Origin of the sequence: Chitinibacter bivalviorum (assembly GCF_013403565.1) — a bacterium.
In the GTDB taxonomy this organism is placed as follows: domain Bacteria; phylum Pseudomonadota; class Gammaproteobacteria; order Burkholderiales; family Chitinibacteraceae; genus Chitinibacter; species Chitinibacter bivalviorum.
In genome coordinates, this window is record NZ_CP058627.1 from 345,426 (window position 1) to 360,026 (window position 14,601).

The 14,601-nt window shown below is 50.9% G+C and carries 19 protein-coding genes; 13 read left to right on the forward strand and 6 right to left on the reverse strand.

Going from position 1 to position 14,601, the window contains the following annotated elements; genetic code table 11:
- The first annotated feature begins 51 nt into the window (after positions 1-51).
- From kdsC to HQ393_RS01620, 12 genes are all read left to right on the forward strand, one after another.
- A complete protein-coding gene (kdsC, locus tag HQ393_RS01565; RefSeq protein WP_179357119.1) occupies positions 52-567 on the forward strand; it encodes a 3-deoxy-manno-octulosonate-8-phosphatase KdsC in 516 nt (171 codons plus the stop codon).
- Between the two features lie 9 nt (positions 568-576).
- The gene (lptC, locus tag HQ393_RS01570; RefSeq protein ID WP_179357120.1) at positions 577-1,179 is read left to right on the forward strand and encodes an LPS export ABC transporter periplasmic protein LptC; all 603 of its coding nucleotides are present in this window, start codon (positions 577-579) and stop codon (positions 1,177-1,179) included.
- Positions 1,130-1,624 (forward strand): lipopolysaccharide transport periplasmic protein LptA, encoded by a 495-nt coding sequence (lptA, locus tag HQ393_RS01575; RefSeq protein WP_179357121.1) that lies wholly within the window; start codon positions 1,130-1,132, stop codon positions 1,622-1,624. The genes lptC and lptA overlap by 50 nt, the downstream gene beginning before the upstream one ends.
- Entirely contained in the window at positions 1,621-2,343 is a 723-nt protein-coding gene (gene lptB / locus HQ393_RS01580) for an LPS export ABC transporter ATP-binding protein (protein ID WP_179357122.1), read from the forward strand. The genes lptA and lptB overlap by 4 nt, the downstream gene beginning before the upstream one ends.
- Before the next feature lie 22 nt (positions 2,344-2,365).
- Positions 2,366-3,754 (forward strand): RNA polymerase factor sigma-54, encoded by a 1,389-nt coding sequence (locus HQ393_RS01585; protein ID WP_179357123.1) that lies wholly within the window; start codon positions 2,366-2,368, stop codon positions 3,752-3,754.
- 27 nt (positions 3,755-3,781) lie between these two features.
- A complete protein-coding gene (hpf, locus tag HQ393_RS01590) occupies positions 3,782-4,108 on the forward strand; it encodes a ribosome hibernation-promoting factor, HPF/YfiA family (protein ID WP_179357124.1) in 327 nt (108 codons plus the stop codon).
- 104 nt (positions 4,109-4,212) lie between these two features.
- Positions 4,213-4,686, forward strand: a complete 474-nt coding sequence (locus HQ393_RS01595; RefSeq protein ID WP_179357125.1) for a PTS sugar transporter subunit IIA — start codon at positions 4,213-4,215, stop codon at positions 4,684-4,686.
- 79 nt (positions 4,687-4,765) lie between these two features.
- Positions 4,766-5,710 carry an HPr(Ser) kinase/phosphatase gene (gene hprK / locus HQ393_RS01600; RefSeq protein WP_179357126.1) on the forward strand — a complete coding sequence of 315 codons (945 nt, stop codon included), beginning with the start codon at positions 4,766-4,768 and terminating at the stop codon, positions 5,708-5,710.
- Positions 5,710-6,570 carry an RNase adapter RapZ gene (rapZ, locus tag HQ393_RS01605; RefSeq protein ID WP_179357127.1) on the forward strand — a complete coding sequence of 287 codons (861 nt, stop codon included), beginning with the start codon at positions 5,710-5,712 and terminating at the stop codon, positions 6,568-6,570. Before hprK ends, rapZ begins: the two co-directional genes overlap by 1 nt.
- Complete coding sequence (locus HQ393_RS01610; RefSeq protein ID WP_179357128.1) at positions 6,560-6,943, forward strand: NusG domain II-containing protein; 384 nt, start codon at positions 6,560-6,562, stop codon at positions 6,941-6,943. The genes rapZ and HQ393_RS01610 overlap by 11 nt, the downstream gene beginning before the upstream one ends.
- Complete coding sequence (locus HQ393_RS01615; protein WP_179357129.1) at positions 6,924-7,487, forward strand: Gx transporter family protein; 564 nt, start codon at positions 6,924-6,926, stop codon at positions 7,485-7,487. Before HQ393_RS01610 ends, HQ393_RS01615 begins: the two co-directional genes overlap by 20 nt.
- Positions 7,484-8,089, forward strand: coding sequence for a flavin prenyltransferase UbiX (locus HQ393_RS01620; RefSeq protein WP_179357130.1), 606 nt, complete (start codon positions 7,484-7,486; stop codon positions 8,087-8,089). The genes HQ393_RS01615 and HQ393_RS01620 overlap by 4 nt, the downstream gene beginning before the upstream one ends.
- 47 nt (positions 8,090-8,136) lie before the next feature.
- On the opposite strand, the gene HQ393_RS01625 is transcribed toward HQ393_RS01620, so the two are convergent.
- The 5 genes from HQ393_RS01625 to HQ393_RS01645 form a co-directional block, all read right to left on the reverse strand.
- Positions 8,137-9,486: an MATE family efflux transporter gene (locus tag HQ393_RS01625; protein WP_179357131.1), complete on the reverse strand. Its 1,350-nt coding sequence runs from the start codon at positions 9,484-9,486 to the stop codon at positions 8,137-8,139.
- Positions 9,487-9,492: 6 nt separating this feature from the next.
- Positions 9,493-9,801 carry a hypothetical protein gene (locus HQ393_RS01630; protein ID WP_179357132.1) on the reverse strand — a complete coding sequence of 103 codons (309 nt, stop codon included), beginning with the start codon at positions 9,799-9,801 and terminating at the stop codon, positions 9,493-9,495.
- Positions 9,802-10,088: 287 nt separating this feature from the next.
- Positions 10,089-10,541 (reverse strand): D-aminoacyl-tRNA deacylase, encoded by a 453-nt coding sequence (gene dtd, locus HQ393_RS01635; RefSeq protein ID WP_179357133.1) that lies wholly within the window; start codon positions 10,539-10,541, stop codon positions 10,089-10,091.
- Entirely contained in the window at positions 10,541-10,885 is a 345-nt protein-coding gene (locus HQ393_RS01640; RefSeq protein WP_179357134.1) for a hypothetical protein, read from the reverse strand. The genes dtd and HQ393_RS01640 overlap by 1 nt, the downstream gene beginning before the upstream one ends.
- Positions 10,886-11,121: 236 nt before the next feature.
- Positions 11,122-11,508 (reverse strand): hypothetical protein, encoded by a 387-nt coding sequence (locus HQ393_RS01645; RefSeq protein WP_179357135.1) that lies wholly within the window; start codon positions 11,506-11,508, stop codon positions 11,122-11,124.
- 177 nt (positions 11,509-11,685) lie between these two features.
- On the opposite strand from HQ393_RS01645, the gene asd reads away from it, so the two are divergent.
- On the forward strand, positions 11,686-12,792 hold the full coding sequence (gene asd, locus HQ393_RS01650; protein ID WP_179357136.1) for an aspartate-semialdehyde dehydrogenase: 1,107 nt from the start codon (positions 11,686-11,688) through the stop codon (positions 12,790-12,792).
- Positions 12,793-12,912: 120 nt separating this feature from the next.
- On the opposite strand, the gene HQ393_RS01655 is transcribed toward asd, so the two are convergent.
- Positions 12,913-14,568, reverse strand: a complete 1,656-nt coding sequence (locus tag HQ393_RS01655) for an electron transfer flavoprotein-ubiquinone oxidoreductase (protein ID WP_218871258.1) — start codon at positions 14,566-14,568, stop codon at positions 12,913-12,915.
- Positions 14,569-14,601 lie beyond the last annotated feature (33 nt).

Below are 14,601 nucleotides of genomic sequence, written 5' to 3' on the forward strand. Positions count from 1 at the left end.
ATCATTTTAGGCATTGGATTTGAATGATATACCCCATGTGGGTGGTAAATAATGACAGAACGCGCAAAAACAGTAAAATTGATGATCTTTGACGTTGACGGTGTGATGACCGACGGCGGCTTGTACTTTTCCGATTCTGGCGAAGAAATGAAAGCGTTCAATTCGCTCGATGGCCATGGCATGAAAATGTTGCAAAACAGCGGTGTTAAATTGGCCATTATTACGGGGCGCACGTCGCGCTTACTGGAGCACCGTACCCGTAATTTGGGGATCGATTACGTTTACCAAGGTGCGCACGATAAATTGGCGTCTTTTCAGGCTTTGATTGCAAAAGTTGGCGTCACGGCCGAAGAGTGCGGCTATATGGGCGATGATGTGATTGATTTGCCTGTCATGCGCCGCGTGGCATTTGCGGCCTCGGTACCCGCTGCGCCTGAATTGGTGCAACAGAACGCCCACTATGTCACGGGCCGTCAGGGTGGACATGGTGCAGTACGTGAAGTGTGTGAATTAATCATGGCAAGCCAAGGCACGCTGGATGCCGCTTTGGCACCGTATTTGCAATAGGGCCAGATTTTGCGCAGTTTAACCATATTGACCTTGCCGCTGATGTTGCTGTTGATGGTCGGCGCTCTGATCTGGTCATTGAGTCGGGTGGCGATGGATGCGGCGGTGGAAGAGAAAACCGACCCTAATTTGCCTGATTTATTTGCGACGCATGGTGTTTTGATGCGTTACGATGAAATGGGCAGCAAGCGTTCCGAACTGATTGCCAGTGAAGTCACGCATATTCCAACGCAAGATACGATGCTGTTTACCCAGCCCAAGCTGATCCAAACCGAGCCAGGAAAACCGACTATTACGGTAGTTGGTGTGCGTGGGAAAAGCATTTTGAAGGCGTCTCAGGTCTGGTTTTATGATGAAACGACCTTGCGCCGTGCGCCTTTTGGCGAGCAAGCTGAATTAATTGTGCACGGGCGTGACATTCGAATCGATCAAGGTACACAGCAAGCCCATTCCGATGCCCCTGTGGTGGCCGATATGGGCCCGCATCATGCCGAAGCAGTGGGTTTTGTCGCGGATAATGTCGCACAAACCTTAGTTCTTAAATCTCAAGTAAAGATGACCTATGTTCCGACCGCTCGTATTGCCCTTGTTGGCTCTGCTCCTCGTCAATAACGCTGGCGCTGAAACGGCTGACCGTGAAAAGCCGATGAATATCACGGCTGATAATTGCAGCTTGGATCAAAAAACACAGCAAAGTGTCTGCGTCGGCAACGTGGTTGTGACGCAGGGTACGCTGGTGCTGCGCGCTGATAAGTTAACGACTCGGCAAGATGAAAAAGGTAATCAATTTGCTCAAGGCGAAGGGCGTCCTGTCCGCTTTAAGCAAAAGCTGGATACGGGTGAAATGCTCGACGCTGAATCTCTGCGTTTTGATTATGACGGCGGTAAAGGCCTGATGACCTTGATCGACAAGGCTTGGGTGAAGCGCAATCAAGATATGGTGGTAGGTGATACCATTACCTACGACATGAACACCGAATACTACCAAGCGCAAAGTAAAACAGGTGGTCGTGTCAACATTACCCTGATGCCGAAAAAGAAAGAAGCCAGTAAATGACCACTTTAAAAGCGCAGCATTTACAAAAAAGTTATAAAAAGCGCACCGTTGTGCGCGATGTCTCGCTCGAAGTCAGCAGCGGTGAAGTCGTTGGTTTGTTGGGCCCTAATGGTGCCGGTAAAACGACGAGTTTTTACATGATTGTCGGCCTGGTCAAAATGGATCAGGGCATGATCGAGCTCGATGGCGTTGATGTCAGCCAATTACCGATTCATAAACGGGCGCGCTTGGGCTTGGGGTATTTGCCGCAAGAGGCGTCGATCTTCCGCAAAATGACGGTGGCCGAAAACATCAAAGCGGTTTTGGAGTTGCATTACAGCGATAAAACTGAAATCAACGATAGGCTTGATTTACTGCTACATGATTTGCACGTCGCACATTTGCGCGATAGCAATGCCATGAGCCTCTCAGGTGGTGAGCGCCGTCGGGTAGAAATCGCCCGCGCCTTGGCGTCTAATCCGCAGTTTGTCTTGCTGGATGAACCCTTCGCTGGGGTAGACCCAATTGCGGTGATCGATATCCAACGTATTATTGGCTTTCTCAAAGAGCGGGGCATTGGGGTACTGATTACCGATCACAACGTTCGCGAAACGCTGGGTATTTGTGATCGTGCCTATATCATTTCAGAAGGTGCGGTATTGACCGCTGGAAAACCCGCTGAAATCGTCAATAATGAAGAAGTTCGCCGCGTTTATCTGGGTGAACACTTCCGCATGTAGTTTTTTTGCCGTAGCTGGATATATGAAGCAATCCCTGCAGCTGCGCATGTCGCAGCAGCTCAATTTAACGCCCCAATTACAGCAGTCGATTAAGCTGCTGCAACTCTCCACGCTTGAATTTAATCAGGAATTAGATCAGTACTTAGCCGACAATCCATTACTCGAGCGTGACGAGCCTGAGGGCGATGCGGGCGAAGTGATCGAGTCTGTTACCGAGTCCAATGATACCGCTTCCGAAGAACTGGATGGATTGCGCTGGGACGATGTAAAAAGCGGCGCATCATTTGATGATGATGACGAGCATGACCCTACGCTGCGAGTGCCCATCGAGCTATCGTTGCGCGATCATCTGCTGGCCCAGGCTCGCCTGCTGGGTATTAGCGAGCGCGACCATGCCTTGCTTTCGCTTTTAATCGAGGCACTTGATGAAGACGGTTTACTGACCCAAAGCTTGGAAGAAATTTTCGAGCAACTACCTGCCGATTTAATTGCCGATTTGGAATTGGAACCCGAGGAGTTACTCACTGCACATCAGTATTTAATGCAGTTAGAACCATTAGGTGTCGGAGCTCGAACGCTTTCGGAATGCTTATTGCTTCAGCTCAAGGTTTACCCTGAGTCAGAGGTGCTAAATTTAGCTAAACGCTTGATTGAATCTAGTCTTGAATTGCTGGCGCTACGCGATTACACCAAGCTCAAAAAGTTATTGCATTGTGACGAAGAGCAATTACGTCAGGCGCAGCAATTGATACGGACACTCAATCCACGTCCCGCCGCCAATTGGGGGGGCGAAACGACCCGTTATGTCGTGCCTGATGTGTTAGTGCAAAAATTACGTGGTCGTTGGACTGTGAAATTGAATCAGGCGGCCCAACCTAAATTAAAAGTCAATGAAATCTACGCCAAATTGTTGCAAGGGGATGCTGGTGATAGTTTGGCTGGGCAATTGCAAGAAGCTAGGTGGTTGATTAAAAGCATAGAACAGCGGGGTAGTACGATTTTACGAGTGGCTCAAGCCATTGTCGCGCGGCAGCAAGCATTTTTTGAATATGGTGAAGTGGCGATGAAGCCACTCGTGTTACGCGACATTGCTGAAGAACTAGATTTACATGAGTCGACAATTTCACGTGTGACAACGCAAAAATTTATGCTGACACCACGTGGGGTTTTGGAGTACAAATACTTCTTCGGCAGTCATGTTGAAAACGAAAGTGGTGGTGAAAACTCGGCCACTTCGATCAAAGCTTTGATCAAACAACTGGTGCAGCAAGAAAATCCGAAGAAACCATTATCGGATAGTGCTATAACAGAAGAACTCGCAAGGCAAGGTGTCGCAGTAGCGCGGCGCACCGTGGCCAAGTATCGGGAGGCGTTAAATATAGCGCCTGCCAGTCAGCGCAAAAGCCTGTAAAGGCTATCAAAACGAAGGAGCAATAATATGAACCTCAACATCAGCGGTCATCATCTTGAAGTTACTCCAGCAATCCGTGAGTATGTCACTAGCAAAATCGAACGCGTTGTTCGTCATTTCGACAATGTGATTGATGCGACGGTGATTCTTTCGGTAGATAAATTACAGCACAAAGCCGAGGTCACAGTGCATGTGAGCGGCAAAGACATTCACGTTGAAGCGATTGAGGAAGATTTGTATGCCGCAATTGACGTTCTGATGGATAAATTGGATCGTCAAGTGGTTAAACACAAAGAAAAACAAACAGCACATCGTGGCGAAGCACTCAAACACCAAGCGGTGGTTGAAGAATAATTCGTTGCGTAGGCAATACAACGGGAACGCCGCGAGTCGTTCCCGTTTTTGTTTCCGGGGAAGGCAAGTACAATACCCCGACCATAAGGACCGCGATTGAGACCATGAGCCTGATTACCAAAATTCTGCCGACCAGCAATGTTTTTTTAGATCTGGACGTCGGAAGTAAAAAACGCGTTTTCGAACATGTAGGTATCGTGTTTGAAAATAGCCATGGCATTGCGCGCAGCGTGATTTTTGATAGCCTGTTTGCCCGTGAAAAACTCGGCTCAACAGGTCTTGGGCAGGGCGTAGCGATTCCGCATGGTCGTATTAAAGGCTTAAAAGAAGCGACCGGTGCTTTTGTTCGCCTTAGTACGCCGATTCCATTTGATGCACCTGATGGCAAACCTGTGTCATTGATTTTTGTTTTGCTCGTTCCGGCCAATGCGACCGACCTGCATTTGCAAATTTTGTCTGAATTGGCACAACTCTTTTCCGATAAGCAATTGCGCGAAGAACTCAATACCCTGCCCGAACCACATCAGGTATGGGAGCGGATCGCCAATTGGGAGCCCTACGGTTCCGAGATCGCTTAATTTGCTTGGGCTGGACGGAAAAATGCTGGCTCGTTACTATTGAAGCCTGCCTATCAGGCAGCCTGTTCATGAGAGCCTTATGCCACAAATCACTGCCCGCCAATTATTCATCGATAATGCCGAAAAACTGCGCCTCACTTGGGTGGCAGGGCAGTCTGGGGCGAATAATCTGTTATCCAACGACGCTAGCGAACAAAAACCTTCGCTATCGCTGGTTGGTCACTTAAATTTCGTTCACCCCAACCGTATTCAAGTCCTTGGTATTGCCGAGGTCGCTTACCTCAATGATTTATCGCCCGATGTACAGCTAAGCAGCCTTAATCAACTGTTTGCCAGCGAAATGGCCGCGATGATTGTGGCTAATGGCCAGATCGTACCCGCTGCTCTGCATGATGCTGCCGAGCGTCACCATGTACCCTTACTGACGAGCCCAGAGCAATCCCCATATTTAATGGAGGTATTGCGCTACTATCTAAGCAAGGCTTTGGCTGTATCAACACACCTACATGGGGTATTTTTAGATGTGCTGGAAGTCGGCGTACTGCTCACGGGTGAGTCGTCGATGGGTAAATCAGAGTTGGCACTGGAGTTGATTTCGCGCGGCCATGGCTTGGTTGCTGATGATGTGGTGGAAGTTTATCGCACCAACCCTGAAACTTTGGAAGGGCGTTGCCCGCCGATGCTGCGCGATTTTCTGGAAGTGCGCGGGATTGGTGTATTGAATATTCGAACCATTTTCGGCGAAACCGCGGTTCGCCCCAAAAAAACGCTGAAATTGATTATCCATCTGGCCAAAGCAGGTGGGGAGTCGATGGCGCCAGTCGATCGATTGCAAATGCAGGCGGCAACCCAAGCCATTTTGGATGTGCCGATTCGTAAGCTTGTCATCCCCGTTGCCGCAGGTCGCAATCTGGCGGTTTTGGTTGAATCTGCCGTGCGAAACTATATTTTGCAGCTGCGTGGGATTGATTCAACGCGTGAGTTTATCGAGCGACACCAGAAATTTATGGAGATGGGTGAATAATGTCTGGCTCACCTCATCAGCAAGTTGTGATTTTATCGGGCATGTCGGGGGCGGGTAAGTCTGTGGCCTTGCGTGCGCTGGAAGATTTAGGCTATTACTGCCTCGATAATCTGCCTGCGCCTTTATTGCCACAAGCGGTTTCCATGCTCGATCGTGATGGCTACCCAAAGGTGGCCATCGCTATTGATGCGCGCAGTGCGCATAATCTGACGTCGTTCCCTGAGCATCTGGATGCTTTATTGCAATTGGGCATGGATGTGCGTTTATTGTTCGTGGAAGCGAACGATGAAACCATTATTAAACGCTACTCGGAAAGTCGTCGCAGCCATCCACTGTCAAATGGCCAGCTCACAGTATCGGAGTGCATTGCCATGGAACGCGAGGTGTTGGGCGATATTCGCGAGCTCGGGCATTGTATGGATACTAGTGGCTTATCTGCGTCACAATTACGGATTTGGATTCGTGATTTTATTGCATCCGATCGCGCTAAGTTGACCTTGATCTTCCAGTCATTTGGCTTCAAACATGGCATTCCGCTGGATGCTGACTTTGTCTTTGACGCGCGTTGTTTGCCCAATCCCTATTACGATCCGGCGCTGCGCCCATTGACGGGTATGGACAAGCCTGTGGCGGATTTTCTGATGCGCCAAGCAAGCGTTGGCCCCTATCTGACGCATATTCTGGGCTTTCTGGAGCGCTGGTTGCCCGAGTTCGAGCGCGATCAACGTAGCTATGTGACGGTAGCCATTGGCTGCACAGGCGGACAGCATCGTTCGGTCTATTTGGCCGAAGAGTTGCGGCGGCATTTTGCCCGTTCGCGTCAGGTCTTGTTGCGCCATCGCGAGCAGCATGCTCGCTGATTCTTGGCGTCTGCTCAAATGGGGTGATGCCCTTTGTATTGTCGTTTTGCTTGCAGCGTGGTTGCTGATTACGGTTTGGAGCTGGTCGCAACCTCAAGCGACGCGAGTTCGTATCTATCAGGCGGGTAAAGTGTTTGCCGAGCTTGATTTACAAGCGTCCCATACCCTGCATGTCACGGGGCCATTGGGCGATACCGTCATTGAGGTCGCAACGGGTCGGGCTCGTATCGTTCGTGACCCTAGCCCACGCCAATATTGCGTGCAGGCTGGTTGGCTGCAACAAGCGGGGCAAAGCGCCATTTGTCTACCCAATCAAACCAGTATCGAGCTCATCGGCAATCAACCTCGCCCTTATGACAGCCTCAGTTACTAATTCGCCCTCACAACATGCGCTGCGAGTGCAGCCTAGCGATGCGTATATTGCGCGTCTTGCCGCGTATGCCATCGTTTTGGCCGTGCTGGAATCAGGTATTCCATCGCCAATTCCGGGCGTCAAGCCGGGTTTGGCCAATATTGTGACTTTGATCGCCTTAGAGCGCATGGGCTGGCGAGCGGCTGCTTGGGTGAGTTTGCTGCGGATTTTTGGTTCCAGCATTGTCTTGGGGGGGATTTTCTCGCCTGGCTTTGCGCTGAGTTTATCGGGTGGTATCGCCAGTTTGCTGGTGCTGGCATTGTGCCAATATCTGCCGCGCCGACATTTCGGTTGGGTGACGATTTCCCTGCTGTCAGCCTTGGGGCATACGGCGGGGCAATTGCTATTGGCACGACTTTGGCTTATCCCGCACAATGGGATTGTCTATTTAATCCCGCTGCTGGCTGGCATGGCCTTGGTGTTTGGCTTTGTTAATGGCGTGATTACCGAACGATTATTACGCGCTTATCCTGAGCGGCATAAAGTGTCTGCGGAGCAATTATGAGTAAAACCATCACACTGGCCTTTACCGGCGCATCAGGCTTGCCGTACGGGATACGCACTTTGGAGTGCTTACTGGCCGCAGGTTGCAAGGTGCGCTTGGTGTACACGCAAGTGGCGCAAATTGTGGCTAAGCAAGAGTTAGATCTAAATTGGCCATCGCGCGCCGCCGATTTGGCCGAAAAACTCCGCGAGCAATATCAGTTGGCTGATCCTGAGCAGCTGCAAGTCTATGGCCAGCAAGAATGGTTTGCGCCGATGGCTTCGGGCAGCAATCCGGGCGATGGCATGATTGTGGTGCCTTGTACCATGGGCGCACTCTCTGCGATTGCCAATGGCGCGTCGGATAATCTGCTGGAGCGTGCTGCGGATGTGATGATTAAGGAGCGAAAAACACTGATTATCGTGCCACGCGAAACGCCATTCTCCGCGATTCATTTGGAAAATATGCTCAAGCTGGCGCGGCTAGGGGTGGTGATTTTGCCGCCTAATCCGGGTTTTTATCATCACCCAACGCAGGTGAGTGATTTGGTCGATTTTGTTGTGGCAAGAATTTTGGATCAGCTTGATGTGCCGCATGAGCTGATGAAACGCTGGGGTGAGTAGGGTATTGGTCTGAATGTATTTATTTTATTTGGCTTAGAAGTAATACCCTAGTGAGTATTTAAATGCTTGAGGCTGACGCGCCTAAATAGCCACAATAAAGACAGCGCAGCGAACGTGAGCGCGATGACCAGCGCGATCCAAAATCCCTGCGCGCCATGCGCCGCAATTGGCCCAATGCCAAACGCTAGTGCATAACCCAGCGGCAAGCCGATCACCCAGAATGCCGTCATATGCAGCAACATTGGCAGCCGTGTGGCTTGATAACCGCGCAAAATCCCGCTGGCCACGACCTGCGTGGCATCTGAAAACTGGAATATCCCCGCCAGTACTAGCAATTGCGTCGCTAGCGCCAATACCGCGATGTCTTGGGTATACAAGCGTGCAATCTGCGCGCCAAAAATCATCGTAATCGCCGCACCGATTCCCGCAACGATCAGCCCCAAACGGACGCCATTTTGACCAATCAAGCGGGCTTGTTGCCAATTTCCAGCGCCTGCCGCATGGCCGACGCGCACTGTGAGCGCAGTGCTAATGGCCATCGGAATCATAAATAGCAAAGAGGCAAAATTAAGCGCAACCTGATGAGCCGCCACGGCAGTCGTGCCCAAGCGGGCAATCAACAGGGCGATCAGGCTAAAGGCGCTCACTTCAATAAAGAACATAATGCCTATGGGTATACCAAGCTTTGCCAATTGCCATTGGGCATTCCAGTTGATACCCCTTAATTTATCGAAGGGGTGCGTCCCGCGATAAATGGGGGCGTAGCAAATCCAAACGAACCACATCAATGCGCTCACCCACATGCAAAAAGCCGTGGCCCAACCGCAACCAACTGCCCCCAAGGCGGGAAAGCCCAAATGGCCGTAAATCAAAATCCAGTTCGCGGGAATATTGAGCGCTAATGCGATCAGGGAAATGATCATCATCGGCTTGGTTTGATTGAGCGCCGAGCTATAGCCATATAGGACGCGCGACACAGCGAGCGCAGGCAAACCCCAGCTAACGGCGGATAAAAAACGTCCTGCTTTATCCGCCACTTCACTGGCTAGGCCAAGATGGTTAAACACCGGCAATACCGCATGCGCAATCAGGATCGCGACCGTACCGGCCAACAAAGCCTGATAAAGCGCCTGCTGAGTCAACATGGGCAACGCGTCACGCTGATTGGCGCCGACCTTGGCCGAGGCCAGTGGGCTAATCGCGAGCAGTAAACCCATTAAGGTGACAATCAGTGTGGTCCAGATCGAGGCGCCAACCGATACCGCCGCTAAATCCGCCGCCGAAACATGGCCAGCCATCACCGCATCGACAAAAGCTGTGCCAGTTTGGGCGAGCTGACCCACCATAATGGGCCAAGCCAGCACTAAGGTGGCTTTGGCGTCTTTAAGTAAGGGCATAAAGTCCTATTGATCAGATGAATAATGCCCAACGGCAGGTTCAAAATGCGCTAATAAATCAGCAAAGCGTCTTTGAAACAGCAAGGCTTCTTCCAAGCTCAAATCAAAAATCACCAAGCTGCCATCGGGCATGTTTTGGCTGGGGAGTGAAAAAACACTGGCCGCAGCAAAAGCCAATTGCAAACGATGCGGCGCAATCTGTGGTGCGCAGCGTAGCAGTAAACGATTACGGTTGCGCCAATGCAGGCTGAGATGAAAGCGGGTTTGTGGGCGAGTAGGGCTGGTCACGGTAGGTAATTCTAGGCAATCGTACATGGGCAAACTCCAAATGGATTTGCCGGTAAAGCCAACTGGGCCTTACCGACGCTTTAGCGGTATTTCGACTGCGCCCCGCAAGTTGTCGATTAATAGGCGCATAGTGCTTATTTACTTTGAATTGTTTAATTGACCCAAAAACAAAAAAGCCACGGCGAGCGTGGCTGATGTTTCGGCACGCTTTAGCAGATTATTTAAAGCGCCCTGCAAGCTGTTTCAACTCAGCGCTTGGAAATGATTCTGCGCCGCAAAATCGGCGCGGTCAAGATACAGAATTACCCGTACATTTACTCCGGATTTTTCGAGTCAAGCCAAATGGTGACGGGGCCATCATTGGTGAGTGTCACTTTCATATCGGCACCAAATTGCCCGGTCGGCACCGCTTGGCCGATTTTTTGGCTCAGCGCCGCGACAAAAGCATTAAACATGGGCTCGCTCACCGCGCCTGGCGCTGCAGCGCTCCAGCTTGGGCGATTGCCTTTTTTATTGCTGGCATACAGCGTGAATTGACTCACAGCCAAGGCTTGACCTTGCGTATCGAGCAAAGAGAGATTCATCACATCGTTGGCGTCAGAAAAAATCCGCAGATTGGCTATTTTATTGACCAGCCATTGAATATCAGCCTCGCTGTCTTCATGCGTGACGCCGACCAGTAGCAGCAAGCCCGCGCCAATTTGACCGACGATTTGCTCGGCCACCACGACGTTCGCGTGGCTAACCCTTTGTACTAATACCCGCATTACCGTACCGCAAGTGAGGAAAGTTGACCGGGTTCGCTGGCAACTAAAGTGCGCTGAAATGAGCCTGTTTGATCCAACGATTGCATCCCCAGTGCCAGACGTTCGCGCAAAGTGGCAGCTTCACGCGGCACGAGCTGTTGCAGGCGAGCCAAGTCACGCATCAAGTGGCGCATAAAAACGGGGAGTCCATCGCTGTTTTCTAAGTGAACGTCCAGCAGCCTTGCCATGCCAGACATCAGCGCCATTTCGACCCGCAAAGACACGTCATCGCGTTGGCGCATCACGTTTTCAATTTCGGCTTTTTTGGCCGCGTCGAGCAGAATGGGGTTAGTGAATTTGCGCATGGTCATCGTTTTGGAGTTATTTGGCATTGCCAGCAAAATAAAGGTCAGGCTTTGTTAGCTGGTGTGAAGATTATATGAAACTTAATACCTGTCAGTCATAATATTTTAACTGCTAACCGATTAATGGCATTGTCATTGGTAATGGTCGGGTAAGCTATACGGCATTTCGCTAATAAAAAATGGCCAGAATGATATCTGGCCTAGTCGCTATCGAACTTGCTGTGCCCTATGTCTTGCTAGCGCACGGCAAGGTTAGAGAGATGTGGTTTGGGCGAGTCGTTGAGCTTGCCTTGGAAGGGCTCTTGGACTGTCGTGGTTTGCATCCGATCAACGATCAGTCGTTCACGCAACATAAGCGCTTCACGCGGCGCTGTGCGGTACAGTTGTTTGAGGTCGCGAATAATCTGATTGATCATCGGATGGCGCTTAGCGTGATTTAACTCGTGGTTACGCAGTTGCAACGCTAGGCCGTTCATTCTTACCATTTCAATGCGCAGTGATAGCTCGTCGCGGCAGCAAAAGAGTGCGTCGAGCTGCTTTTTTCTTGTGATTTCGAGCTGCTCAACTTGGATGTGTAACGGAAAGGACGGTTTTTTCTCGCTGGAAGGTCGTGCCAGATTCATGATTTTTAAAGACTTATTTCGCGCTTGATATGATCGCCGCTCATCGATTACTCGAAAAAATGACGATGTATTATTTTGGGCGCGAATTGTTACCTACAAGTCTCTAGCCAGCAATGCGGATTTTCTCTAATATCAAGGGCTTGCTGTTCGTATTTTGTAATCGATAAGGAAAACATAATGAAGCGGGTAGGTTTAGTCGGTTGGCGCGGTATGGTGGGCTCGGTCCTGATGCAACGTATGCAGGAAGAGAAAGATTTTGACGTGATTGATCCCGTCTTCTTCACCACATCGCAAGCAGGTCAAGCAGCACCTAATTTCGGTAAAGATGCTGGCACCTTGAAAGACGCTAACGATATTGCTGAATTGAGCAAGATGGATGTCATCATCTCTTGCCAAGGCGGCGACTACACGACCGCGATTTTCCCAAAACTACGCGCTAGCGGCTGGGAAGGCTACTGGATTGATGCAGCGTCGACGCTGCGCATGGAAGACGACGCTGTCATTATCCTCGACCCAGTGAATGACGATGTGATCCAAGGCGCTTTGGCTAAAGGCGTGAAAAACTACATCGGCGGCAACTGTACCAACTCGATCATGTTGATGGGTATGGGCGGCTTGTTCAAAGCCGGTTTAGTTGACTGGGTATCGTCAATGACTTACCAAGCAGCATCCGGCGGCGGTGCGAATCACATGCGCGAATTGCTCAAAGGTATGGGCGTGGTTTACAACTCGGTGGCCGATGAGTTGGCAACGCCATCGTCGGCGATTCTGGAAATCGACAAAAAAGTTGCCCACACGATTTCTAACGACGTACCGACTGAATTCTTCGGCGCGCCATTGGCGGGCGGCTTGATCCCTTGGATCGACAAACAACTCGACAACGGCCAATCGAAAGAAGAGTGGAAAGGCCAAGCCGAAGTGAACAAGATCCTTGGTACGGACGCAACGATTCCTGTTGATGGCTTGTGCGTGCGCATCGGCGCAATGCGTTGCCACAGCTTGGCTTTGACGATCAAACTGAAACGCGATCTGCCATTGGCTGAAATCGAAGCCATCATCAAATCGGGCAATGATTGGGTGAAATGGGTGCCAAATGATCGCGAAATCAGCGTGAAAGAATTGATCCCAGCGCAAATCACCGGCAAGCTCGACATCGGCGTAGGCCGTGTTCGCAAATTGAATATGGGCCCAGAGTACATCAGCGCATTCGTGATCGGCGACCAATTGCTGTGGGGCGCTGCTGAACCACTGCGTCGTATGCTGCGGATCTTGTTGGCAAAATAATCAATCATCATTGATTGAATAAAAAAAGGGATGCTGCTGCATCCCTTTTTTATTGGGTATTGCTCTGAAATCAAATTGCGAAAAGGATTTCAGAGTAATACCTGCAATAGTGGGCGCTACTTACATACCGGTATACATCGGCCCGCCGCTGCCCTCGGGGACGACCCAATGGATATTTTGCTGCGGATCTTTAATGTCACAGGTTTTGCAGTGCAGGCAGTTTTGCGCGTTGATTTGCAATTTTTGCTCGCCTTGTAACTCGACAATCTCATACACCCCAGCCGGGCAGTAACGGCTTTCTGGGCTGGCGTATTCATTCAGATTACAAATAATCGGCACTGCTTCATCGCGCAGTTGTAAATGGCTAGGCTGATCGTGTTCGTGCGAGACATTGGCCAGTGTGAGCGAATCGAGCTTGCTGAACGTCAGTACGCCATCAGGTTTGGGATACTTAATCGGCGTAACGGTGTTTGCTGGGCGCAATGTGGCGTTGTCGGGCGTGGTGCTGCGCAAAGTCCATGGCGTTTTAATGCCAAAGCGCGCCAGCCATAATTCAAAACCGGCATACATCGTGCCGCCCAAAGTACCGAATTTGGATAGCGCAGGTTTCACATTACGCACCGATTCCAGCTCGGCCCAGACCGGGGACGCGGCTAGTTTGGCGCTGTAGCTGCTCAATTCATCATTGCTGCGACCGGCCGCCAGCGCTTCAACCACGGCTTCAGCGGCGTAAATGCCGGAAAACATCGCGTTGTGTGTGCCTTTGATGCGGGGGAAGTTGAGCAAGCCTGCGCTACAGCCCATCAGCACACCGCCGGGGAAGGTCAATTTGGGTAATGATTGAAAGCCGCCTTCGGCAATGGCGCGCGCACCGTAAGCGATGCGCTTCGCGCCTTTAAATAGACCACGAATTTTGGGATGCGTTTTAAAGCGCTGTAGCTCATCAAATGGCGACAAATAAGGGTTTTGGTAATTCAGGTGCACGACATAACCGACGGCGACCTGATTATTCGGTAAATGATAGATAAACGCGCCGCCGCTGGTGTTGTTGTCGAGCGGCCAGCCTTGCGCATGTTGAACTTTACCGAGCTGATGCTGTTCCGGCGCAACTTGCCATACTTCTTTGACACCGAGGCCATAGTGCTGCGGATCGGCGTCTTTGCGTAAATCAAATTTAGCCTCTAAATCGCCCGCTAAGGAGCCACGTGCGCCTTCGGCAAATAGCGTGTACTTAGCAATAATCTCAATCCCACGCGCAAAATCGGCTTTGGGTTTGCCGTTTTTGGCAATGCCCATATCGCCAGTGGCGACGCCGCGCACCGCGCCCTTCGGATCATTCTCGTTATAAAGTACTTCGGCAGCCGCAAAGCCGGGGTAAATTTCCACACCGAGGCTTTCCGCTTGCTCAGCCAGCCAAGCGCACACTTCACCAAGGCGCACGATAAAACAGCCTTCATTATGCAATTGCGATGGCAAGAGCATTTGTGGCATGGGGTAGGCACTGTCTTCGTCGAGGATAAAAAACTCATCGCTGGTGACTGCGGTAGCGAGCTTGGGCGCTTGTTGTTGCCAATCTGGCAAAAGTTGATTCAGGGCGATCGGGTCGATCACAGCGCCGGACAAGATATGCGCGCCGACCTGTGCGCCTTTTTCCAGAATACAGACAGAAAGATCAGCATTGAGCTGCTTGAGTTTGATCGCCGCCGCCAAGCCTGACGGGCCTGCGCCCACGATAACGACGTCGTATTCCATTTGATCGCGCTGCAGATCGCTCATGACTAATCCTTATACCGATAGCTGTAAAAATTC